21 protein-coding genes and 1 tRNA gene are annotated in these 22,851 nt (G+C 68.9%); 18 read left to right on the top strand and 4 right to left on the bottom strand.

What is annotated here, in order from left to right; genetic code table 11:
- Window positions 1-59 precede the first annotated feature (59 nt).
- Genes HQ314_RS20760 through HQ314_RS20740 form a run of 5 tightly spaced genes read left to right on the top strand, consistent with a single transcriptional unit; the run spans window position 60 to window position 5,518 of the window.
- Window positions 60-1,568 carry a CoA-acylating methylmalonate-semialdehyde dehydrogenase gene (locus HQ314_RS20760; RefSeq protein ID WP_222651166.1) on the top strand — a complete coding sequence of 503 codons (1,509 nt, stop codon included), beginning with the start codon at window positions 60-62 and terminating at the stop codon, window positions 1,566-1,568.
- Between the two features lie 11 nt (window positions 1,569-1,579).
- A complete protein-coding gene (locus HQ314_RS20755; protein ID WP_222651235.1) occupies window positions 1,580-2,719 on the top strand; it encodes an acyl-CoA dehydrogenase family protein in 1,140 nt (379 codons plus the stop codon).
- Complete coding sequence (locus HQ314_RS20750; RefSeq protein ID WP_222651164.1) at window positions 2,716-3,825, top strand: enoyl-CoA hydratase/isomerase family protein; 1,110 nt, start codon at window positions 2,716-2,718, stop codon at window positions 3,823-3,825. Before HQ314_RS20755 ends, HQ314_RS20750 begins: the two co-directional genes overlap by 4 nt.
- Entirely contained in the window at window positions 3,822-4,715 is an 894-nt protein-coding gene (mmsB, locus tag HQ314_RS20745; RefSeq protein ID WP_056448476.1) for a 3-hydroxyisobutyrate dehydrogenase, read from the top strand. Before HQ314_RS20750 ends, mmsB begins: the two co-directional genes overlap by 4 nt.
- Before the next feature lie 20 nt (window positions 4,716-4,735).
- Window positions 4,736-5,518, top strand: a complete 783-nt coding sequence (locus tag HQ314_RS20740) for an enoyl-CoA hydratase (RefSeq protein WP_027507238.1) — start codon at window positions 4,736-4,738, stop codon at window positions 5,516-5,518.
- Window positions 5,519-5,588: 70 nt separating this feature from the next.
- Here HQ314_RS20740 and HQ314_RS20735 read toward each other — a convergent pair whose 3' ends face one another.
- Complete coding sequence (locus HQ314_RS20735) at window positions 5,589-6,119, bottom strand: MarR family winged helix-turn-helix transcriptional regulator (protein WP_027507237.1); 531 nt, start codon at window positions 6,117-6,119, stop codon at window positions 5,589-5,591.
- Between the two features lie 221 nt (window positions 6,120-6,340).
- Between HQ314_RS20735 and HQ314_RS20730 the strand changes: the two genes are divergently transcribed.
- The gene (locus tag HQ314_RS20730) at window positions 6,341-7,156 is read left to right on the top strand and encodes a hypothetical protein (RefSeq protein WP_027507236.1); all 816 of its coding nucleotides are present in this window, start codon (window positions 6,341-6,343) and stop codon (window positions 7,154-7,156) included.
- 69 nt (window positions 7,157-7,225) lie between these two features.
- Window positions 7,226-7,873: an alpha/beta family hydrolase gene (locus tag HQ314_RS20725; protein ID WP_222651162.1), complete on the top strand. Its 648-nt coding sequence runs from the start codon at window positions 7,226-7,228 to the stop codon at window positions 7,871-7,873.
- A 27-nt stretch (window positions 7,874-7,900) separates the two neighbouring features.
- Here HQ314_RS20725 and HQ314_RS20720 read toward each other — a convergent pair.
- The 3 genes from HQ314_RS20720 to HQ314_RS20710 form a co-directional block, all read right to left on the bottom strand.
- Window positions 7,901-7,973: transfer RNA gene (locus HQ314_RS20720), tRNA-Arg, on the bottom strand.
- A 60-nt stretch (window positions 7,974-8,033) separates the two neighbouring features.
- Complete coding sequence (locus tag HQ314_RS20715) at window positions 8,034-8,735, bottom strand: DUF305 domain-containing protein (RefSeq protein ID WP_222651233.1); 702 nt, start codon at window positions 8,733-8,735, stop codon at window positions 8,034-8,036.
- Window positions 8,736-8,737: 2 nt separating this feature from the next.
- Entirely contained in the window at window positions 8,738-9,619 is an 882-nt protein-coding gene (locus HQ314_RS20710; RefSeq protein ID WP_027507233.1) for a DUF3105 domain-containing protein, read from the bottom strand.
- A gap of 157 nt (window positions 9,620-9,776) precedes the next feature.
- Between HQ314_RS20710 and argS the strand changes: the two genes are divergently transcribed.
- The 11 genes from argS to HQ314_RS20655 all read left to right on the top strand — a co-directional run bounded on the left by argS (window position 9,777) and on the right by HQ314_RS20655 (window position 22,595).
- Window positions 9,777-11,429, top strand: coding sequence for an arginine--tRNA ligase (gene argS / locus HQ314_RS20705; protein ID WP_027507232.1), 1,653 nt, complete (start codon window positions 9,777-9,779; stop codon window positions 11,427-11,429).
- Complete coding sequence (gene lysA / locus HQ314_RS20700; protein WP_222639181.1) at window positions 11,426-12,844, top strand: diaminopimelate decarboxylase; 1,419 nt, start codon at window positions 11,426-11,428, stop codon at window positions 12,842-12,844. The genes argS and lysA overlap by 4 nt, the downstream gene beginning before the upstream one ends.
- A complete protein-coding gene (locus HQ314_RS20695; RefSeq protein ID WP_155957165.1) occupies window positions 12,841-14,193 on the top strand; it encodes a homoserine dehydrogenase in 1,353 nt (450 codons plus the stop codon). The genes lysA and HQ314_RS20695 overlap by 4 nt, the downstream gene beginning before the upstream one ends.
- 91 nt (window positions 14,194-14,284) lie before the next feature.
- Window positions 14,285-15,217, top strand: coding sequence for a homoserine kinase (gene thrB / locus HQ314_RS20690; RefSeq protein ID WP_222651161.1), 933 nt, complete (start codon window positions 14,285-14,287; stop codon window positions 15,215-15,217).
- A gap of 292 nt (window positions 15,218-15,509) precedes the next feature.
- The gene (rho, locus tag HQ314_RS20685) at window positions 15,510-17,702 is read left to right on the top strand and encodes a transcription termination factor Rho (RefSeq protein ID WP_308119518.1); all 2,193 of its coding nucleotides are present in this window, start codon (window positions 15,510-15,512) and stop codon (window positions 17,700-17,702) included.
- 150 nt (window positions 17,703-17,852) lie between these two features.
- On the top strand, window positions 17,853-18,086 hold the full coding sequence (rpmE, locus tag HQ314_RS20680; protein WP_027507227.1) for a 50S ribosomal protein L31: 234 nt from the start codon (window positions 17,853-17,855) through the stop codon (window positions 18,084-18,086).
- A gap of 101 nt (window positions 18,087-18,187) precedes the next feature.
- Window positions 18,188-19,267 (top strand): peptide chain release factor 1, encoded by a 1,080-nt coding sequence (gene prfA, locus HQ314_RS20675; RefSeq protein ID WP_056448490.1) that lies wholly within the window; start codon window positions 18,188-18,190, stop codon window positions 19,265-19,267.
- A 45-nt stretch (window positions 19,268-19,312) separates the two neighbouring features.
- On the top strand, window positions 19,313-20,194 hold the full coding sequence (prmC, locus tag HQ314_RS20670) for a peptide chain release factor N(5)-glutamine methyltransferase (protein WP_056448594.1): 882 nt from the start codon (window positions 19,313-19,315) through the stop codon (window positions 20,192-20,194).
- 61 nt (window positions 20,195-20,255) lie between these two features.
- Window positions 20,256-20,918 carry an L-threonylcarbamoyladenylate synthase gene (locus HQ314_RS20665; RefSeq protein ID WP_027507224.1) on the top strand — a complete coding sequence of 221 codons (663 nt, stop codon included), beginning with the start codon at window positions 20,256-20,258 and terminating at the stop codon, window positions 20,916-20,918.
- 125 nt (window positions 20,919-21,043) lie between these two features.
- On the top strand, window positions 21,044-22,132 hold the full coding sequence (locus HQ314_RS20660; RefSeq protein WP_081821490.1) for a glycosyltransferase family 4 protein: 1,089 nt from the start codon (window positions 21,044-21,046) through the stop codon (window positions 22,130-22,132).
- A gap of 1 nt (window position 22,133) precedes the next feature.
- Window positions 22,134-22,595, top strand: a complete 462-nt coding sequence (locus HQ314_RS20655) for a hypothetical protein (protein ID WP_197027871.1) — start codon at window positions 22,134-22,136, stop codon at window positions 22,593-22,595.
- Window positions 22,596-22,851: the final 256 nt, after the last annotated feature.

Below are 22,851 nucleotides of genomic sequence, written 5' to 3'. Positions count from 1 at the left end.
GACATACGTGGACGTCCGACTATAGGATCACCTCACTCAACGACGACGAAGGTGGATCCGTGACCCGAGAACTGACGCACTACATCGGTGGACAGCACGTGGCGGGGGAGTCGGGCCGTTTCGCCGACGTCTTCGACCCGAACACCGGCGAGGTGCAGGCCCGCGTTCCGCTCGCCAGTACGGCGGAGGTCGAGGCGGCCGTGGCGAACGCCGAGGAGGCGCAGGTCGAGTGGGCGCTGCAGAACCCGCAGAAGCGTGCCCGCGTCCTGATGCGCTTCCTGGCCCTGATCAACGAGAACATGGAGCCGCTCGCCAAGTTGCTCTCGTCCGAGCACGGCAAGACCGTGGCCGACGCCAAGGGCGACATCCAGCGCGGACTCGAGGTCGTCGAGTTCGCCACCGGCATCCCGCATCTGCTCAAGGGTGAGTTCACGGCGAGTGCCGGAACGGGTATCGACGTGTACTCGATGCGTCAGCCTCTCGGTGTCGTCTCCGGCATCACCCCGTTCAACTTCCCCGCGATGATCCCGCTGTGGAAGGCCGCGCCCGCCATTGCCTGCGGCAACGCGTTCATCCTCAAGCCGTCCGAGCGGGACCCCTCCGTGCCGCTGCGGTTGGCCGAACTCTTCCTCGAGGCCGGTGGCCCTCCCGGAATCTTCAACGTCGTCAACGGTGACAAGGAAGCAGTCGACGCGATCCTGACCGACCCCCGCGTCAGCGCGGTGGGCTTCGTCGGCTCCACGCCCATCGCCCAGTACATCTACGAGACGGCGGCGGCGCACGGCAAGCGCGCCCAGTGCTTCGGCGGTGCGAAGAACCACGCCATCGTCATGCCCGACGCCGACCTCGACGAGGTGGCCGATGCGCTGATCGGTGCCGGCTACGGCAGTGCGGGTGAGCGCTGCATGGCCATCTCCGTGGCCGTGCCCGTCGGCGAGGAGACCGCGGAGGCCCTGCGCGCCAAGCTGGTCGAGCGCGTCGAGAAGCTCAGCGTCGGACGCAGCGACGATGCGGGCAGCGACTTCGGACCGCTCATCACGGCCGAGGCCGTCCAGCGCGTCACGGACTACGTGCAGATCGGTGTCGACGAGGGTGCGGACCTGGTGGTCGACGGCCGAGGCTTCTCCCTTGCCGGCCACGAGAACGGGTTCTTCACCGGCGCAACGCTGTTCGACAAGGTGACGACGGACATGCGCATCTACAAGGAGGAGATCTTCGGACCGGTGCTGCAGATCGTGCGTGCGGCCGACTACGAGGAGGCGCTGCGCCTGCCGTCGGCTCACGAGTACGGCAACGGTGTCGCGATCTTCACGCGCGACGGTGACACGGCGCGCGACTTCACCGCGCGGGTGAACGTCGGCATGGTCGGCGTCAACGTTCCCATTCCGGTGCCGATCGCGTACCACACCTTCGGTGGCTGGAAGCGGTCCGGATTCGGCGACCTCAATCAGCACGGCCCGGATTCGGTGCGGTTCTACACCAAGACCAAGACGGTCACCCAGCGGTGGCCCAGCGGCCGCAAGGAAGCTGTGGCGCAGAACCACTTCGTCATCCCGACGATGGACTGACGGTGGCGGACATCTTCGCGCTCGACGAGGACGAGCGCGCGATCAGCGAGACGGCAGCGGATTTCGCCGCGGAGTTCCTCGCTCCGAACGCCGTGGAGTGGGACCGGACCAAGCACTTCCCGGTCGACGTCCTGCGCAAGGCCGCCGCTCTCGGTATGGGCGGGATCTACATCGCCGAGGACGTCGGCGGCTCCGGTCTGCGCCGCGTCGACGCCGTGCGGATCTTCGAGAAGCTCGCCGCAGGTGATCCGTCGATCGCCGCGTACCTGTCGATTCACAACATGGTGGCGTGGATGATCGACACCTACGGCTCCGACGATCAACGGCGACAGTGGCTTCCGGCCCTGTGCACGATGGACACGCTGGGCAGTTACTGCCTGACCGAGCCCGGTGCCGGGTCGGATGCCGCCGCGTTGTCCACCAAGGCGGTGCGCGACGGCGACACCTACGTCCTGAACGGCGTCAAGCAGTTCATCTCCGGTGCCGGCGAGTCCGCCGTCTACGTCGTCATGGCACGCACCGGCGGGCCCGGCCCGTCCGGCATCTCCGCGTTCGTCGTCGAGAAGGACACGCCGGGACTGTCGTTCGGCGCCAACGAGGCCAAGATGGGCTGGAACGCGCAGCCCACCCGCCAGGTGATCCTGGAGGACGTCACGGTGCCGGCCGAGAATCTGCTCGGCGGCGAGGGCAACGGGTTCCGCATCGCGATGAACGGTCTCAACGGCGGTCGCATCAACATCGCGGCCTGCTCGCTGGGCGGCGCGACGGCGGCGTTCGACGCCGCGGTGTCCTACCTCGCCGACCGTCGTGCGTTCGGATCACGGCTGCTCGACGCGCAGGCACTGCAGTTCCGCCTGGCCGACATGCGGACAGATCTCGAGGCGGCCCGGGTCCTGCTCCTGCGGGCCGCGAGTGCTCTCGACGCCGATGCTCCCGACAAGGTGCAGCTGTGTGCGATGGCGAAGAAGTTCACCACCGACGTGGGGTTCACCGTGGCCAACGACGCGCTCCAGTTGCTCGGTGGCTACGGCTATCTCAGTGAGTACGGTCTGGAGAAGATCGTCCGCGATCTCCGAGTGCACCAGATCCTGGAAGGAACGAACGAGGTCATGCGAATCGTCATCGCCCGATCGGTGGTGGGTGCCGCGTGAGCGACACCGCCGCGGAGAACTCCGACGTCCTGCTGACGGTCGACCGCGGGGTCGCCACGGTCACCCTGAACCGGCCGCGCGCGATCAACGCGCTCAGCCACGCGATGGTGCGCGACATCGACGCGGCTCTCGTGCGGTGGGAGGACGACCCGTCGGTGCGCGCCGTGCTGATCACCGGCAACGGTGAGCGCGGACTGTGCGCCGGTGGCGACATCGTCGCGATCCACGACGACGCGAAGGCGAAGGCGGGCGAGAACTGGCCGACGGGGTCCGCCACCGCGCAGTTCTGGCGGGACGAGTACGTCATGAACTCGCGGATCAACCGGTACGGCAAGCCGATCGTCGCTCTGATGGACGGTGCGGTGATGGGCGGCGGAGTGGGAATCTCCGCTCACGCGACGGTCCGCATAGTGACGGAGAAGTCGAAGGTCGCGATGCCCGAGGTCGGCATCGGCTTCGTTCCGGACGTCGGCGGGACGTATCTCCTCGCCCGGACGCCCGGCGAGATCGGCACTCACCTCGCGTTGACCACCGCGCGCATGACGGCGGGCGACGCCGTCGCTGCCGGATTCGCCGACCACTTCGTGCCCACCGAGGATCTGCCGGCGTTCGTCGAAGCCCTGCACACGGGCACCGTCGACACCGCACTGTCGCTCGTCTCGCCCGTTCCCGAGTCGGCTCTGGCGGCGCAGCGTGAGTGGATCGACGCGGCCTACACGGGCGACGACGCGGCGAGCATCGTCGCGCGGTTACGTGCCGACGGCCGCGACGAGGCCGTCGCTGCGGCCGACGCGATCGAGGCGAAGTCCCCCACGTCGGTGGCGGTCACGCTCCGCTCACTGCGCCGCGCGTCCGCGGCGTCGTCCCTGGACGAAGTCCTCGACGACGAGTACCGCGTGTCCATCGCCTGCCTGGACAGCCCCGACCTCGTCGAGGGCATCCGCGCGCAGGTGGTGGACAAGGATCGTCGACCGCGCTGGCGGCCTGCCCATCTCGACGACGTCACCACCTCCGACGTCGATCGTTTCTTCGCACCGCTCGGCGACGCCGAGTTGGGTCTGACGTCCGCTGCGGCGGACTCCGTCTCGAAAGGACCACAATCGTGAGCACCGTGATCGCCTTCCTGGGGCTGGGGCACATGGGCGGGCCGATGGCGGCCAACCTCGCCGCGGCCGGCCACGACGTCCGAGGCTTCGACCTCGTTCCCGCCTCGCTCGACCAGGCGCGGGAGAAGGGCATCACGGTCGCCGAGTCGGCCGCCGATGCCGTGGCGGGTGCCTCGGTGGTGGTGACGATGTTGCCCAGTGGCAAGCACGTCCTCGACTGCTATGCCGACGTCGTCCCCGCTGCCGGCGCCGGCACGCTGTTCATCGACTCCTCGACCATCGACGTGGCCGATGCCCGTACGGCGGCCGACGTCGCGCGGGCCGCGGGCCACCGCGCCGTCGACGCTCCCGTCTCGGGCGGCGTCGGTGGAGCCACCGCGGGCACGCTGACGTTCATGGTCGGGGGCGACGACGCTGCCGTCGCCGAGGCGAATCCGCTGCTCGAGATCATGGGTCGCAAGATCGTGCACTGCGGACAGAGCGGCAACGGCCAGGCGGCCAAGCTGTGCAACAACATGATTCTCGGGGTCTCCATGATCGCCGTCAGCGAGGCCTTCGTGCTCGGGGAGAAGCTGGGGCTGACCAATCAGGCACTGTTCGACGTCGCCAGCACGGCATCGGGACAGTGCTGGGCGTTGACCACCAACTGTCCCGTTCCGGGACCGGTGCCGACGAGTCCCGCGAACAACGACTACACGCCGGGATTCGCCGCCGCGTTGATGCGCAAGGATCTGGGTCTCGTGTCGGAGGCCGTGCGCGCCAACGGTGTCGAGGCGCAGCTGGGCATGCTGGCCTCGGCGATGTACGAGGCGTACGCCGCCGAGCACGGGGACAGGGACTTCTCCGGCATCGTGCAGGACATCCGTGAGCGTTCGGGCGGTACCGCGTGAGCGACGTCGGGACGCCGAAAGTGGAGACGCAGCAATTCGAGACGATCACGGTCGAGACCAGGGGCCGCGTCGGCGTCATCACGCTGAACCGGCCGAAGGCGCTGAACGCGTTGAACTCTCAGCTGATGACCGAGGTGGTCGAGGCTGCCGTGGCGTTCGATCGTGATCCGGCGATCGGGGCGATCGTGGTGACCGGTTCCGAGAAGGCGTTCGCGGCCGGTGCCGACATCAAGGAGATGCAGTCCAAGACCTACATGGAGGTCTACACGCAGGACTTCTTCTCCGAATGGGACGCGTTCGCCGCAGTGCGCACACCGACCATCGCCGCCGTGGCGGGTTACGCCCTCGGTGGGGGTTGCGAGCTGGCCATGATGTGCGACATCTTGATCGCAGCGGACACGGCTCAGTTCGGCCAACCGGAGATCGCTCTGGGGGTGATCCCCGGAATCGGTGGCTCGCAACGGTTGACGCGTGCCGTCGGCAAGGCCAAAGCGATGGAGATGTGTCTGACCGGCCGCAAGATGGGCGCCGAGGAGGCGGAGCGAGCAGGGCTCGTGTCGCGGATCGTGCCGGCGGCCGATCTGCTCGCCGATGCGCTGGAGACGGCCGAGACGATCGCCGCGAAGTCGCTGCCCATCGCCGTCATGGCGAAGGAAGCCGTGAATCGGGCGTTCGAATCGACTCTGGCGGAGGGTGTTCGGTTCGAACGTCGCCTGTTCCACTCGACGTTCGCCACCGACGATCAGACCGAGGGCATGACTGCCTTCACCGAGAAGCGACAGCCGGTGTTCCGCCACCGCTGATCCGGCCGTACCGAGATCCGGTGCGACTCTCCTTCGCCCGAGCGAGGGGAGTGGCACCGGATCTCTGCTGTCACCAGCCGGACGTGTCCTCGTCGTCGAAGTCCCCGGCGCGCCGCCGGACCCCAGCGAGGATGGACACCAGTCTGTCCAGATCCGCACCCGCGACTCCGGGGAGCCCGAACACGCGGTCGTTGAGATCTTCCGTCGCCTTGACCGCCAATTGCCGTCCCGCCTCGGTGATCTCGACGAGTGTGGTGCGGCGATCCGTGGGGTGCGGCACCCGCGTGACCAGGTCCGCCTTCTCCAACCTGTCGACGGCGTTGGTCACCGAGGTGGGATGGACCTGCAGGCGCGCGCTGGCTTTCGCCATCGGCAGGGCGCCGGTCTTCGTGAAGGTGAGCAGGGTCAGCAACTCGTAGCGAGCGAAGGTCAGCCCCGTGGGTTTGAGGACCTCTTCGACGCGCGCCATCATGATCTGCTGGACGCGCATGATGGACGTGACCGCGGCCATGCCGTCGGCGGCGTCCGACCATCCGTGGCGGATCCACTGGCGGTGAGCTTCCGCGATGGGGTCCAGCGGAAGCTTCGGCGCTGACGACATGGGTCGATCTTCCCACGTTCGCACGGTGGATCGACTCGGCGCGCGACCGAGTCGATCGCCACATCCGTCACATCTGCATCATGCGACACTTTGGTATCAATGCAGTCTCGACGACCGTGACCTGACGAAACCCGTGATCGAATCGGACCACACGGTTCCCACGGGACCGCACGCGCATCTCGATCCCGAGATCGTCGACCCCGAGCCATTCAGGAGCATGCATGCGTACATTCCGTCGGCCTCGTCGAACGGTGGCCGCCCTGGCCATCGCCTGCGCCGGAGCGCTCGCGCTGCCGGCCGTCGCCTCTGCCGATCCGGCACCCGCTCCGGACCCGTTCCAGCAGGCGCTGGCCACTCTCGAGGGATCCGCTGCGCCGGGGGACGTCGCCCTCGAGGCGGCGCGCGCCGTGCTGGGTGCCGCACCGTCGGTCGATGTCGCGGAGCCCGCCGGTACGAACCCGCTGGCGCTGCTGGACGCTGCGAACGGACTGCTCGGCGGCTTCGGTCTCACGCCGTTCTTCTACCCGACGGCCGCGATCAACTGCTCCGCGCTCCCGGGTGCGCCGCTCGGCATCGTGCCCGCGGTCGCCGGTTCGGCTCCCGGCCCGTACACGCCGAAGGTGCCGGGTGTCACCATTCCGACACTGCCCGGGATCGACACCACGATCGCCGATCCGGGCGAGACGCTGTACGCCTTCGTTCCGGCGCCCGGCGGCATCGTGAACGACGGTGCGAACAAGTCCGGCATGCAGGTGGCGTGGTTCAACGTCAACACGCTGAAGGGTGGCTTCGCCGACATGGGTGGTCTCACCGACGTCGTCCTCGCGGAGATCATCGAGCCACTGGGTGAGCCGTTCCGTTCCATCGGACGCGACCTGCTGACGAACAACCTCTCGAAGTTCCCCAACGCCGGTGTCCGCCTGGCACCCGTCGCCACGGGCTCGGGCACCGTGCTGTCGGCGATCTTCGGCCAGGTCTCGCACGACGGCAAGACCTGCGCGTTCTTCCCGACGGTGGGGCTCACTCAGGTTCCCTGACACCGGACGCACGAGAAGGACGGGCACCGACCACTGTGGTCGGTGCCCGTTCTGCGTTACGGTCGCGGCATGACGGAGGGAACGCTGCGGGAGTGGCGAGCCGAGGGGATCCACGGCGTCGTCCACGAACCCGCCGGCGCACCCGTCGCGACGGCCGTGCTCGCCCACGGTGCGGGAAGCAACTGCGACGCAGCGATTCTGGTGGCCGTGGCCACCGAGCTCGCGGACCGTGGGGTACTGACGGCGCGGATCGATCTCCCGTTTCGTCAGGCTCGGCCCAAGGGCCCTCCGAACCGAGCGGGCGCCGCCGCGGATCGTGCCGGTATCGCCGCCGCGGTGCGGGCGCTGGATGCGCGGGGACCGGTGATCGTCGGGGGTCACTCCTACGGCGGCCGTCAGGCCTCGATGCTCCTCGCCGAGGACCCCGACATCGCGGACGCTCTTCTCGCACTGTCCTATCCGCTGCACCCGCCGACGAAGCCGGACACCCTGCGGACCGAGCACTTCCCGGGCATCGCCGCTCCGACCGTGATCGTGCACGGCTCGCGGGACCCGTTCGCCACCGGCGACGAACTGCGCGAGCACACGACGCGGATCGGGGGAGCGGTGACCATCGTGACGATCGAGGCTGCGGGACACGACCTGGCGCCTACGAGGAAACCGACGGCCCGGCTGACGGCCGACGCCGTGATGACGGCGCTCCTGGCGAACGACTGACGGTGCTCGCACCGGGCGAGTGATGGGTGCCCCCGGCAGGATTCGAACCTGCGGCCTTCCGCTCCGGAGGCGGACGCTCTATCCCCTGAGCTACGGGGGCGCACCGGAGCGAACTCCGATGTGCCGTTTCGGGCGGTGCCAACAGTAGCGCATCACGCGATCAGAGCGGAGCAGCACCCTTCTCGGTGAGCATCTGCGTCATCAGCTGAGCCTCCGAGGTCTGGGTGTTCACCATCGTCTGCGCGAGATTGCGCACCGCGGGCGTCTCCGCGTGCACCGCGCCGTACTCCATCATCGGCAGACCACCCTCGTGGTGGCGCAGCATCAACTGGAGGAACAGCACGTCCAGTGCCGGACCGGTGGCGGCGCGCAGCGCCGTCATGTCCTGCGTGCTCGCCATACCCGGCATGGTCTGCACGGGACCGGTGGACGAGCCGGACCCGGACATGGACGACATCGACGAGCCGGACATGGAGTGTCCGCCGTCCTCCGTCATCCAGCCCATGTAGCCGCCCGTCGGCAACGGAGCGGCGTCCCAGAGCGCCAGCCAGCCCTGCATCTGCCCGGCCTGGTTCTGCTGTGTCGTGAGGATGTCGTACGCGAGATTCTTGACCAGCGGATCGGAGGCGCCACTGAGCGCGATGGTCGCCATCTCGATCGCCTGGTTGTGGTGCACGGTCATGTCCTGCGAGAACCCGACGTCGACCGAATCGGCGCCCGGTGTGGGTGCCGGATCGTCCCGCAACGGGGTCTGCGCGAGGAAGCCGACGGCGAATCCGATGACGAGCAGGGCCACCGCGCCCAGGACCAGCAGCGCCGACCGCTGACTCCGCTGCGCCGTGGGCCGCTCCTCCGTCGCCACGCTCACGGTGTGGGCACTGCCGCGCCGTCGGTGGGCAGGCCGTCGGTGGGGAGGCCCAGCCCGCCCGGGAGCTGACCCGCACCCGTCTCGGAGGCGTCGGGGGTCAGGCCCTCGCCGCTCATCGGCACCGCGTCGGGGCCCGGTGCACTGCCGTCGAACGGCGGCGGGTTGTCCTGGTCGAAGGTCTCCGGCGTCGTGGAGCAGCTCGCGCCGACCTCGGGGTAGGCGTAGCGGTTCAGGCGCAGTGCGGCGATGAAGTGGTCGATCCGGGGGTCGTCGACACTGTCGAGCTTGAGCTGGTGGCCCCACGACTGCAGGGAGATCGGGGAGTCGAGTCCGGGGTAGGCGGACATGAGCATGTACTGCTGGTTCTCGACCTTGGCGGCCAGCGTCGAGATCTGGTCCTCGCTCAGGTCGTCCGGGTTGTAGGCGATCCAGACGGCGCCGTGCTCGAGCGAGTGCACGGCGTTCTCGGTGCGCAGGCCGTCCGGGTAGACCGTGCCCATGCAGTTGGCCCACACCTGGTCGTGCGGGCCACCGAACGGCGGCGACTGGTCGTAGGCGACACGCTGCGAGCCGGTGACGTGCAGCGCAGCGGGATAGTCCTGCGTGACCACGCCGTCGATGCCGGTCGACGGGTCCTGGTTCTCCTCGGTGGGAGCGAAGCGCTGCGCCTCGGCGCGGTCCTGGTACTTGGGCACCAGGTTCCAGGCCAGGGCGCCGATCAGCGCGATGACCACGACGGATGCCGCCACCGTCAGCCACGGGATCTGGCGCCGCTTGCCCGATCCCACGCTGGAGGGGACACCACCCTTGTTCCGGGTGCCGGTCTTGCTGGCAGCCTTGATGGCCTTGGCTGACTTCTTGTCGGAACCGCTTGGCATGGTCGGAGCGCTCTTTCGATCGAGGAGATGAGTGGCCGCGTACTCGAGGCAGCCCCACTGTACGGAGGGAGTCTGAGCCCTCGCTGAAGCGCTCCCGTCGGACCCACCGGTGACCGCGGTCGGGGTGCTGTGCAGCGAGACCATAGGATAAGGCCCCGTGACTCCCGCCGACCTCGCCGAACTGCTGCATGCCACCGCAGCGGCCGTGCTCACCGAGCACGGACTCGATCCTGCCGTGTTGCCCGCGACGGTGACGGTGGACCGCCCGCGCAATCCCGAGCACGGCGACTACGCGACCAACGTCGCGATGCAGGTGGCCAAGAAGGCGGGCGTCAGCCCCCGCGACCTGGCGACCTGGCTCGCGGACGCTCTGGCCGGTGCCGATGCTGTCGAGGCCGTCGACGTGGCCGGTCCCGGATTCCTCAACATCCGGCTCGCGAAGTCCGCTCAGGGCGCCATCGTGGAGCGCGTGCAGCGCGAGAACGATCGCTACGGCTGGTCCGACGAGCTCACCGGGACCTCGATCAACCTGGAGTTCGTCTCGGCGAACCCCACGGGTCCCGTGCACCTGGGCGGCGCCCGCTGGGCCGCGGTGGGCGACGCCCTGGGGCGCATCCTCACCTCGCGGGGTGCCGCGGTCACCCGCGAGTACTACTTCAACGATCACGGCGCGCAGATCGATCGGTTCGCACGCTCGCTGGTCGCCTCGGCGCTGGGTCTGCCCGCTCCGGAGGACGGCTACGCGGGCGAGTACATCGCCGAGATCGCCGCGGCCGTCGTCACGCAGCGACCGGACGTGATGGGTCTGCCCGACGACGAGCGGCAGGAGGTGTTCCGAGCCCTCGGCGTCGACGCGATGTTCACGAAGATCAAGTCGGACCTGCACGAGTTCGGCACCGACTTCGACGTGTACTTCCACGAGAACTCGCTCTTCGAGTCCGGCGCGGTCGAGCGCGCTGTGGAGACGCTGAAATCCTCGGGCAACCTGTACGAGAAGGACGGGGCCTGGTGGCTCCGCAGCACCGAGTACGGCGACGACAAGGATCGCGTCGTGGTCAAGAGCGACGGCAACGCCGCGTACATCGCCGGCGACATCGCGTACTTCCAGGACAAGCGATCTCGCGGGTTCGACCTGTGCATCTACATGCTCGGCGCGGACCACCACGGCTACATCGGTCGGCTCAAGGCCGCTGCCGCAGCCTTCGGCGACGATCCGGCGACCGTCGAGGTGCTCATCGGTCAGATGGTCAACCTCGTCCGCGACGGTGTCGCCGTGAAGATGAGCAAGCGTGCGGGCACGGTGATCTCTCTCGACGACCTCGTGGAGGCCATCGGGATCGACGCCGCGCGGTATGTGATGGTGCGGTCGTCGGTCGACTCGTCGATCGACATCGATCTCGCGCTGTGGGCGAGCCGGAGCAACGACAACCCGGTGTACTACGTGCAGTACGCCCACGCCCGGTTGTGTTCTCTCGCCCGCGGTGCCGAGGAGCTGGGCGTCTCCGCCGCGGATCCCGACTTCGCGCTGCTGACCCATGCCGCGGAAGGTGACCTCGTCCGTACCGTCGGGGAGTTCCCCCGCGTCGTCGCCAGTGCGGCGGGGCTGCGCGAACCCCACCGGATCGCCCGGTACCTCGAGGAGTTGGCGGGTGCCTATCACCGGTTCTACGGAGCGTGTCGAGTACTTCCCCGAGGAGACGAGGATCCGATGCCCGTCCACACAGCGCGGCTCGCCCTGGGCGACGCCACTCGGCAGGTCCTGGCCAACGGCCTGGCCATGCTCGGTGTCAGTGCACCGGAGAAGATGTGAGCGCGCATCCCGCCGGGCCGCGGCACGCCGAGCAGTCGGGCCCCGGCATGCCGGAGCGTCCGGCGGACAGCGCGGCACTCACGGACCTTCATCCGAAGGTGTTCCCCCGCAACGCAGCTCGTGGTGACGACGGCGTCGTGACGCTGGCCAGTGTTCCGGTGACGGAACTCGCAGCCACGTACGGCACGCCGCTGTTCGTCATCGACGAGGACGATTTCCGGTCGCGCTGCCGCGAGATGGCAGAGGCGTTCGGTGCCCCCGAGCGGGTGCACTACGCGTCCAAGGCCTTCCTGTGTGGGGAGATCGCTCGCTGGGTCGCGGACGAGGGTCTGTCCCTCGACGTGTGCTCGGGCGGCGAGCTGGCGATCGCACTGAACGCGGGCTTCCCGGCGAACCGGATCGCGATGCACGGCAACAACAAGTCACGGGCCGAACTGGAGGCGGGAGTGCGCGCCGGTGTCGAGCACGTCGTGCTGGACTCGATGATCGAGATCGACCGGCTCGACGAGGTCGCTGCCGCGGCGGGAACGGTGCAGGACGTCCTGATCCGCATCACCGTCGGGGTCGAGGCACACACGCACGAGTTCATCGCCACCGCCCACGAGGACCAGAAGTTCGGCTTCAGCCTGTCCGACGGCAGCGCGCTCCGGGCCGTCAGTCGGGTGTTCGAGACCGACAATCTGCGCCTCGTCGGCCTGCACTCGCACATCGGATCCCAGATCTTCGAGGTCGACGGGTTCGAGCTCGCGGCTCACCGCGTGATCGGGTTGCTGCGCGACATCAAGGCCGAGTTCGGCACCGAGAAGACCTCGCAGATCACCGTGGTCGATCTCGGCGGCGGCATGGGCATCCACTACGTGCCGGGGGACAACCCGCCTCCCGTGCAGGATCTGGCCGCCAAGCTCGCCCACATCGTCGAGTCCGAGTCGGCGGCCGCCGGGATCCCTACTCCGACACTGGCAGTGGAGCCCGGACGCGCGATCGCGGGACCGGGCACCGTGACGCTGTACGAGGTGGGCACCGTCAAGGACGTCACCGTCGACAGCACCCACACGCGCCGCTACATCAGCGTCGACGGGGGCATGAGCGACAACATCCGGACCTCGCTCTATCAGGCCGAGTACGTCGGCCGCCTCGCGTCGCGTACGTCGGAGGCTCCGGCCGTTCTGGCCCGGATCGTCGGAAAGCACTGCGAGAGTGGCGACATCGTCATCCGTGACACGTGGCAGCCCGAGGATCTCGGTCCCGGTGACCTGTTCACCGTGGGCGCGACGGGTGCGTACTGCTACTCGATGTCGTCCCGGTACAACCTTCTGCCCCGTCCGGCCGTCGTCGCCGTGCGGGACGGGCAAGCGCGGCTGGTACTCCGCCGCGAAACGTTCGACGACCTGCTCAGCTTGGAGGTAGACCGGTGACCGCTCCAGAATCGTCAGTGTCGTCGGAGGCCGCGGCCTTCGTCAGTCCCGTGGACAAGCCGATCGGCGTCGCCGTCCTCGGTATGGGGAACGTCGGCAGCGAGGTCGTGCGCATCCTGCTCGATCACGCCACCGATCTCACCGCCCGCGTCGGTGCGCCGCTCGTGCTGCGGGGAGTCGCGGTGCGCGACATCGGCAAGGACCGCGGCATCGACCCCGACCTGCTGACCACCGACGTGCGCGCACTCGTCGCGCGCGACGACGTCGACCTGGTGGTCGAGGTGCTCGGCGGCATCGAGCCGGCCCGCGAACTGATCCTCGCCGCGCTCAACGCCGGCAAGTCGGTCGTCACGGCCAACAAGGCACTCCTCGCCGAGTACACCGGTGAGTTGGCCGACGCCGCCGAGAGCCACCGCGCCGACTTGTACTTCGAAGCCGCTGTGGCAGGGGCCATTCCGGTGGTCCGGCCGCTGATGCAGTCTCTCGCCGGCGACCGGGTGAACCGTGTCATCGGCATCGTCAACGGCACGACGAACTTCATCCTCTCGGCCATGGACGAGACGGGTGCGGACTACGCGGACACGCTCGCGGAGGCGGGACGGCTGGGATACGCGGAGGCGGATCCGACGGCCGACGTCGAGGGCTTCGATGCTGCGGCGAAGGCCGCCATCCTGGCCTCGCTCGCGTTCCACACGCGGGTCACCTCGGCCGACGTACACCGCGAAGGGATCTCCTCGATCACCGCGGCGGACATCGCCACCGCGCGTGCGTTCGACTGCACCGTCAAGCTTCTCGCGCTGTGCGAGCGTGTGAGTGACGACGACGGCAACGACCGCATCTCCGTCCGCGTCTACCCGTCGCTCGTACCGCTGTCGCACCCGCTCGCCTCGGTGTCGGGTGCCTTCAACGCCGTCGTGGTCGAAGCCGAGGCCGCGGGACGGCTCATGTTCTACGGCCAGGGTGCGGGCGGCGCTCCCACCGCGTCCGCCGTCATGGGCGACCTGGTGATGGCGGCGCGCAACAAGTTCTACGGCGGCCGTGGACCCGGGGAGTCGACGTACGCCAAGCTCCCCGTCGCGCCCATGGGGGACACCCCCACGCGGTACCACGTCAACATGCAGGTCGCGGATCGCGCCGGAGTGCTCTCCGCCGTCGCGGCCGAGTTCGCCAAGAACGACGTCAGCATCTCCACGGTGCGCCAGGAGGGCGCGAGCAAGCATGCCCGTCTCGTCGTCGTCACGCACCGCGCCAAGGACTCGGCTCTGGCGGCCACCGTGGACGCGCTGAAGGAACTCGACATCGTCACCGCCGTCACCAGCGTTCTCCGACTCGAGGGAACGTCCGAATGATCGGGATCTCGGTGGCGGGATCGACTGTGGCGCCAGGGTCGTCGGTGAACCCGGCTGCTCCCGAGTCGGCATAGTGGCCGGGCCGGCCGACGTGACGAGGACACTCACCAGCGGGACGGTGGCGCACGCCCGCGTGCCTGCCTCCAGTGCCAACCTCGGACCCGGGTTCGACACACTGGGGCTCGCCCTGGGTCTGTTCGACGACGTCGTCGTCACCGTGGCGGAATCCGGGCTCGACATCGAGGTCGACGGTGAGGGTGCGCGCGAGGTTCCGTGGGGTCCGTCGCATCTCGTCGTGCGAGCGATCGAGCGTGGTCTCGAGTCGGCCGGCGTGTGGGCGGACGGTCTGAAAGTAAGGTGCCACAACAGGATTCCCCATTCTCGCGGCCTCGGCTCGTCGGCGTCGGCAGTGGTCGGTGGGCTCGCCGCGGCCAACTGCCTCGCGGCGTCCCTGGATCCGGCTCTCGCGTTGTCGCCCGAGCAGATGGTGCAGCTGGCCGCCGAGTTCGAGGGTCATCCGGACAACGCGTCGGCCAGCGTGCTCGGCGGCGCCGTGGTGTCCTGGAGCCGCGAGTCCGGACCGCCGGAGGGGCCGCGGGCCTATGCGGCCGCCCGTCTCGACGTGCACCCGGACATCGGTGCGACGGTGCTCATCCCGACCGAACGGTCGTCCACGGCGCACACGCGCGGACTGTTGCCCGACCTCGTTCCGCACCGCGACGCCGCGTTCAACGCGAGCCGATCCGCGCTCGCGGTCGTGGCCCTGACGACGCGACCCGATCTGTTGATGGTGTCCACCGAGGATCGCCTGCACCAGCCCTACCGGGCCTCCGCCCTGCCGGTGACGTCGCGATGGGTCGAGACCCTGCGCGCACACGGGCACGCCGCGACGGTCTCGGGCGCCGGACCCACCGTGCTCGTGCTCGGAACGGCGAGCATCGCGCGCGAGTTGGCCGACCGCGCCGGGGACGACGGGATGACGGTGCTGGAGCTGGAGATCGCGGACGGCGTCACGACGCGCTGACGCGGACATTCTTGCCCGTACCTCGCATCACGGCTATTGTGGTACGCGTCCGTACATCGTGCGCAGTCAGCGCGCCGATTTCTCCAGGGCATTACTTCCCGGCCTCGAGCTCCAGCGGTGCCGCCGTCGTCGATCGGCGCGCCACGGCCGCCAGGGAAGTCGCATCCTGGAACAGCCTTCGCTCTTCTGCACGACGCGAACGTACGCGGCATCCGAGTTCGACACGAGAGTCGAACGGCGGAACGAACCCTCGATCTGCGCACCAGGCGCGCGAGGGAAGGAAAGGACCTCCGTGACCGATACGGAATCTATCGCTGCTCCGGCGACCCAGTCCGACACGCGCCCGCGCACGTCGCGCCGCGGTGCCGGACTCTCCGGGATGGTGCTCACCGAGCTGCGCGGACTCGCGTCCGAACTCGGCATCAAGGGTGTCTCCGGGATGCGTAAGGGCGACCTCGTGTCCGCGATCGAGGCCAAGCAGGTGCCCGCGTCCGCGGCTGCCACCGAGGCACCGTCGCGCGCACCCCGCGTGAGCCGGTCCGCGCCCGCCGCCACGTCGGACGCACCGTCCGCCGGTGTGTCCGACGCCGTGGCCCCCCGGGAATCCGGAGCCGACGGTGCGAGCGCCGGCGCCTCCAGCTCCGACGCCGGTACTCCCAGCGCCGACACCTCGGGTTCCGACGGTGCAGCGTCCGACGGCGCGAACCCCGACGGCCCGCGTCGCACGCGGAACCGTCGCGGAGCGACCCGCCGTGCCGGCGCCGCGGAGTCGACCGACACCGCCGCCGAGTCGCAGAACGACGCTGCGCCGACGCAGGACGGCCGCGCGCACCAGTCCACCGACGCGGCAGCGTCCACCACGACGGCTCCGGCCGAGACCACCCGCACCGACGGTGGCGACGACCGCGACCAGGGCGAGGGTGATCGTCAGAACGGGGACCGGCCGCGCCGCGAGCGCCAGGGCCGCAACCAGGGCGACCGCAACCAGGGCGACCGCAACGATCGCAACCAGGGCGATCGCAATCAGGGCGACCGGAACGACCGCAATCAGGGCGACCGGAACGATCGCAATCAGGGCGACCGGAACGATCGCAACCAGGGCGACCGGAACGATCGCAATCAGGGCGACCGGAACGATCGCAACCAGGGCGACCGCAACCAGGGTGACCGCAACAACGGGCCTCGTGACAACGGTCCCCGCGACGACGAGGACGGCGAGGGCCGCGGCAGGCGGGGACGTCGTTTCCGCGAGCGTCGCCGTGGGCGCGATCGTGACGGTGCTCCCGAGGGCGGCGGCAACCAGCGTGATCGTGAGCGCGAGCCCGAACTGCGCGACGACGACGTCGTGCAGCCCGTCGCCGGCATTCTCGACGTGCTCGACAACTACGCGTTCGTCCGGACCTCGGGATACCTCGCGGGACCGAACGACGTGTACGTCTCCATGAACATGGTGCGCCGCAACGGCCTCCGACGCGGTGACGCACTGACCGGTGCCGTGCGAGTGGCCCGCGAGGGGGAGCAGAACAACTCCCGGCAGAAGTTCAACCCGCTGGTCCGTCTCGACACGGTCAACGGTGCGCCGCCGGACGGCAACCGCAAGCGGCCGGAGTTCAACAAGCTCACGCCGCTGTACCCGAATCAGCGGCTGCGCCTCGAGACCACGCAGAACATCCTGACGACGCGCGTGATCGATCTGGTCATGCCGATCGGCAAGGGGCAGCGTGCGCTCATCGTGAGCCCGCCCAAGGCGGGTAAGACCAGCGTGTTGCAGGCGATCGCGAACGCTATCGCGACGAACAACCCCGAGTGCTACCTGATGGTCGTGCTCGTGGACGAGCGTCCCGAAGAAGTGACCGACATGCAGCGCAGCGTGAAGGGTGAGGTCATCGCCTCCACCTTCGATCGCCCGCCGGGCGACCACACCTCGGTCGCCGAGCTGGCGATCGAGCGCGCCAAGCGTCTGGTCGAGGACGGCCGCGACGTGGTGGTGCTGCTCGACTCGATCACGCGTCTGGGCCGTGCGTACAACAACAGCTCGCCGGCCTCGGGTCGCATCCTGTCCGGTGGTGTCGACTCCACGGCGCTCTACCCGCCCAAGCGCTTCCTCGGTGCCGCGCGCAACATCGAGAACGGTGGATCGCTCACCATCATCGCCACGGCGATGGTGGAGACCGGCTCGACAGGTGACACGGTGATCTTCGAGGAGTTCAAGGGCACGGGCAACGCCGAGCTCAAGCTCGATCGCAAGATCGCCGAGCGGCGCGTGTTCCCGGCGGTGGACGTCAATCCGTCGGGCACCCGCAAGGACGAGCTCCTGCTCAGTCCCGACGAGGCGGCCGTGCTGCACAAGCTGCGTCGGGTGCTCTCCGGGCTCGACTCGCACCAGGCGATCGATCTGCTGATCGACCGACTGAAGAAGAGCAAGAACAACATCGAGTTCCTCATGTCGGTCTCCAAGACGGCGCCCGGTTCGCCGGAGGACTGACCCCCGAGGATCGACGGAACAAACGTCTCGGCACCGATGTTGAGACGATTACCAGCGCGGACAGCTGCTCTGGCATACTGATCGGCCGAGTCCGGTTCCGGTTCACGCTCTCGACAGTCGAGGCGACCCGGCGACCATGAAAGGGACACCATGAAGGCAGGAATCCACCCCGATTACACAGCGACGACAGTCGTGTGTGGTTGCGGACATACTTTCGAGACCCGCAGCACCAACTCGGCGGAGCGCATCAACGTCGAGGTCTGCTCGCAGTGCCACCCGTTCTACACGGGCAAGCAGAAGATCCTCGACACCGGCGGCCGCGTGGCTCGCTTCGAGGCTCGCTACGGCAAGCGCGCAGGCAAGAAGGCCGACGCCGACAGCTAGCTCTTCCGCCGACGCCCGTTCCGAGATTCGTCTCGGGGCGGGCGTCGGTCGTTTCTGCACCATTGTTCGTTGACATTCTTCGGTTCGACAGGGAGAACACCGTGGCCGCCTCCGCGACACCGTCCGCGATCGACGACATCCTCGCCGAGCACGCCGGACTCGAGCGCGACCTGTCCGATCCCTCGCTGCACGACGATCCGGCGGCGGCTCGCCGCGCCGGGAAGCGGTTCGCGCAGCTGGCCCCGATCATGAGTGTGTACTCCAAGCTCAGTGCCGCCCGCGACGATCTCGAGGCGGCCCGCGAGCTCGCTGCCGACGACGCCGGCTTCGCCGCGGAGATCCCGGCGCTCGAGGCGACCGTGGCCGAGCTCGACACCACCCTCACCGACCTGCTCGCGCCCCGTGATCCTCACGACGCCGACGACGTCGTGCTGGAGGTCAAGTCGGGTGAGGGCGGCGAGGAGTCCGCCCTGTTCGCGTCCGATCTCGCTCGGATGTACGTCCGGTACGCCGAGCGCCACGGCTGGCGGGTCGAGATCCTCGATGCGAACGTCTCCGATCTGGGTGGGTACAAGGACGCGACGCTGTCCATCAAGGCGCGCACCGACACAGCCGACGGTGTGTGGTCGCGGTTCAAGTTCGAGGGCGGCGTGCATCGGGTGCAGCGTGTTCCCGTCACCGAATCGCAGGGACGAGTGCACACGTCGGCGGCCGGCGTCCTGATCTACCCGGAGCAGGACGAGGTCGAAGCCGTCCAGATCGACGAGACCGATCTGCGCATCGACGTCTACCGCTCGTCCGGCAAGGGTGGCCAGGGCGTCAACACCACGGACTCCGCGGTGCGCATCACGCATCTGCCCACGGGCATCGTCGTCACCTGTCAGAACGAACGCTCCCAGCTGCAGAACAAGGCGAGGGCGATGCAGGTGCTCGCCTCGCGGCTGCAGGCGGCGGCCGAGGAAGCGGCCGACAAGGAGGCGGCTGCCGGGCGTGCGAGCCAGGTGCGCACCGTCGATCGGTCCGAGCGCATCCGCACGTACAACTTCCCTGAGAACCGCATCACCGACCACCGCATCGGCTTCAAGTCGCACAACCTGGACGCCGTTCTCGACGGTGACATGGACGCGCTCCTCGACGCGCTCGCCGCGGCCGACCGACAGGCGCGGCTCCAGGCGGAATGACCTCCGCGTGATCGCCGGGCCGACCGGCAGTGCGAAGCTGTGTCGGTGAGTCGCGTCCCGCTACGTCTGGCCATCGTCGAGGCAACCCGCGTCCTGACCGAGGCCGGCGTCCCCAGCCCGCGGGTCGACGCCGAGTTGCTCGCCGCGCATCTGCTGTCGGTTCCCCGCGGGCGGCTCGGCCTGACCCCGTTGGTGGAGCCCGAGGTCGCCGAGGCCTACCGTGCGACCGTCGCGCAGCGTGCGAAGCGAATTCCGTTGCAGCACATCATCGGAACGTCGTCACTGGGGGAGATCGACGTCGAGGTGGGCCCCGGGGTGTTCGTCCCCCGCCCGGAGACGGAACTGTTGCTCGCCTGGGCACTCGCGTTCCTCGAGTCCGCCGGGCGGCATCCGCCCGTCGTCCTCGACCTGTGCACCGGAAGCGGCGCACTCGCCCTCGCGATCGCCCACGCTCGCCCGGACGCCGTGGTGCACGCGGTGGAGAAGGATCCGCACGCGTTGGCGTGGGCGCGGCGCAACGCCGACCTGCGGGCGTCGGACGGCGACACTCCCGTGCATCTGCATCACGGTGACGTGACCGAGAGGACGGTGCTCACGGAGCTCGACGGCACCGTCGACCTGGTCGTGGCGAACCCGCCCTACGTGCCGACGAGTGCGCGGCTCGATCCCGAGGTGATCGACCACGATCCGCACGTCGCGCTGTTCGGTGGCCCGGACGGGCTGTCCGTCATCGAACCGATGATCGCGAACATCGCGCGGTGGTTGCGGATCGACGGGGGAGTGGGCATCGAGCACGACGACTCGCACGGAGACCGGGTGGTCGCCCTCCTGGAGGGGCGAGCGGTGTTCGGAGACGTGTCCCAGCATCGGGATCTCGCGGACCGCCCACGCTTCGTCGTCGCTCGTCGGCAGCGCCGGATCACCTAGGACGCGAGATCGCGCCACCGCTGCGCAGGCGTGCCGTGCACGCAGTGGCAAGATGGGCCGGGTGTCCACCGTCTACGACTGCTCCGATTCCGCCTCTCGCGCGGCAGGTCTCGATGCCGCCAAGCGTGCGCTGTCGTCCGGCCGACTGGTCGTGATGCCCACCGACACCGTGTACGGGCTGGCCGCGGACGCCTTCGACAGCAGCGCCGTCACGGATCTGCTCCGCGCGAAGGGGCGCGGCCGCGACATGCCGGTGCCGGTGCTCGTCGGGTCCTGGCACACGATCGACGGCCTCGTGCTGGGAGTGCGGCAGGCGGCGCGCGATCTCATCCGCGCGTTCTGGCCCGGAGCCCTGAGTCTCGTCGTGCACCAGGCGCCGTCGCTCGCGTGGGACCTCGGCGACGCCCGCGGCACCGTCATGCTCCGCATGCCGCTGCATCCGGTGGCTCTCGAACTGCTGCGCGAGGTGGGCCCCCTGGCCGTCTCGAGTGCGAACATCTCCGGCCGCCCGCCCGCCGTCACGGCGGAGGACGCCCGCGTACAGCTCGGCGGGTCCGCGGCCGTGTATCTCGACGGCGGTCCGGCCGAGCACGCGCTCGCGTCGACGATCGTCGACCTGACGGGGGACACCCCGCGCATTCTCCGCGTCGGCGCGGTCTCGACGAGCGAGATCGCCGAGGTCCTCGGCGTGACCGCCGAGTCGCTCGTCGCCGGAAGCGCCTGACGAATGCCGCACTCGGCTCCGCCGCGGGAGTCACCGTGGTGACGGCCGTGCCCACGCACGCGAGTGCGCTCCTGGCCCAGTCGGACGGGGGCGCCGGTGTCCCCATCCGCGAGCTTCTTCTCGTCATGCTCACGGCAGCGGTGGTGACGTTCCTGGTCACCGGAGCCGTCCGGCTCGGCGCTCTGCGTTTCGGCGCGGTGGCCGTACCGCGTGAGCGCGACGTCCACGTCACCCCGACGCCCCGGCTCGGGGGTATCGGTATCTACCTGGGGCTGCTCGTCGCGCTGCTCTTCGCGCAGAAGCTGCCGGCCCTCACCCGAGGGTTCGAGTTCACCACGGACGTTCAGGCGGCCCTGGTCTCCGGGTTCATCATCATGGCCGTGGGTGTGGTCGACGACCGGTGGGGCCTGGACGCGCTGACCAAGTTCGCCGGTCAGGTCACCGCGGCCGGTGTCCTGGTGCTGATGGGCGTCAGCTGGTACCTGCTGTATCTGCCGTGGGGCGAGGGGTCGACGCTGATCCTGGACCAGCTGCAGGCGGGTCTCGTCACCGTGCTCATCGCCGTGGTCATGATCAACGCGATGAACTTCATCGACGGTCTCGACGGCCTCGCCGCGGGCGTCGGCCTGATCGCCGCGGTGGCCATCTGTCTGTTCTCCGTCGGACTGCTGCACGAGCAGGGCGGTGACGTCAGCGCCTACCCGCCCGCGATGATCGCCGCGGCCCTCGCCGGTGCGTGCCTGGGGTTCCTGCCGCACAACTTCCAGCCGGCGCGCATCTTCATGGGCGACTCGGGTTCCATGGTCATCGGCCTCATGCTCGCCACCGTCGCGACCAGTGCGTCCGGACGTATCGGGCTCAGTGCCTACGGCACGCGGGACCTCCTGGGTCTGCTGACCCCGTTGCTGCTGGTGGGCGCGATCATGTTCATCCCGATCCTCGACCTGCTGCTCGCGATCGTGCGTCGCACGCGTGCAGGCCGCAGCCCCTTCAGCCCGGACAAGATGCACCTGCATCACCGTCTGCTCCAGATCGGTCACTCGCATCGCCGCGTGGTGCTGCTCATCTACTTGTGGGTCGGTGTGCTCGCGTTCGGGGCGGTCGGCGCGTCCCTGTTCGATCGCCGCCTCGTGGTGCTGCTGCTCGCCGGCGGACTCGTCTTCGCCCTGGTGGTCACCGCGGTGCCGTCGTTCCGGGATCCGGGCCGCCGGTAACCTGCGTGTCGTGACCTTCTCGCCCGCACCGATCCCGTCCTCCACCGCACCGCTCCGCGCCGCCGTCCGGTACGGCGTCATCGCCCTGCTCGGCCTCGCCGTGGTCGCTGCGATCATCGCGGTGCTCGTCGCCGGCCTCGAGGGTCTGTGGGGCGCGCTGCTCGGGTCCGCGGTCGGTGGTCTGTTCATCCTCGCCACCGCCGCATCCGTCCTGTTCTCGGCCAAGTTGCCGCCGACCGCGGTCGGGGCCGTCCTGCTGGGCGGGTGGATCGTGAAGATGCTGATCGCGGTGATCGTGCTGGGACTGCTGCGGGGGATGGACTTCTACAACCGCCCGACACTGGGCATCGTGGTGCTCGCATCCCTGGTCATCGTCCTGGGTGCCGAGATGTACGGCATCTTCCGGCAGCGTGTTCCGTACGTCGATTCCCCCGCGGGCGACCCCGACTCGGACGTTCAGTAGTACGACATTTTGTAGTAGTGTCGTCCGCGGAGCGACCCCCGACACAACTCAGCGTGTTGTGTTGATAAAGTTCCTTTCGAGCGAGGGCTTACCGGGCGTAACGGACACATCGCGCCGCCCGGAACCGTCTTTGCAGGTGATCGACGTCACCGAAGCTGTTTCTCGTAGTCCACGCCATGTGAGAGTGTGTACCGCGACGAAGCGTCCGTTTCGAGGCGTCGCGTCACCGAGTCGACGAAGTCGCCGACACCCGACA

Source organism: Rhodococcus sp. BP-332, assembly GCF_019836065.1.
In the GTDB taxonomy this organism is placed as follows: Bacteria; Actinomycetota; Actinomycetes; order Mycobacteriales; family Mycobacteriaceae; genus Rhodococcoides.
Note: the sequence above shows the minus strand (reverse complement) of the source record. Positions and strands in the feature narration are given on the sequence as shown.

What these genes read in the sequence shown, in the direction of transcription:
- HQ314_RS20735 (WP_027507237.1), bottom strand. Translation starts at nt 6,119, where the DNA reads ATGTCGTCAGCGCCGAAGCTTCCGCTGGACCCCATCGCGGAAGCTCAC.
- HQ314_RS20730 (WP_027507236.1), top strand. Translation starts at nt 6,341, where the DNA reads ATGCGTACATTCCGTCGGCCTCGTCGAACGGTGGCCGCCCTGGCCATC.
- HQ314_RS20725 (WP_222651162.1), top strand. Translation starts at nt 7,226, where the DNA reads ATGACGGAGGGAACGCTGCGGGAGTGGCGAGCCGAGGGGATCCACGGC.
- HQ314_RS20710 (WP_027507233.1), bottom strand. Translation starts at nt 9,619, where the DNA reads ATGCCAAGCGGTTCCGACAAGAAGTCAGCCAAGGCCATCAAGGCTGCC.
- rpmE (WP_027507227.1), top strand. Translation starts at nt 17,853, where the DNA reads ATGAAGGCAGGAATCCACCCCGATTACACAGCGACGACAGTCGTGTGT.
- HQ314_RS20660 (WP_081821490.1), top strand. Translation starts at nt 21,044, where the DNA reads ATGCTCACGGCAGCGGTGGTGACGTTCCTGGTCACCGGAGCCGTCCGG.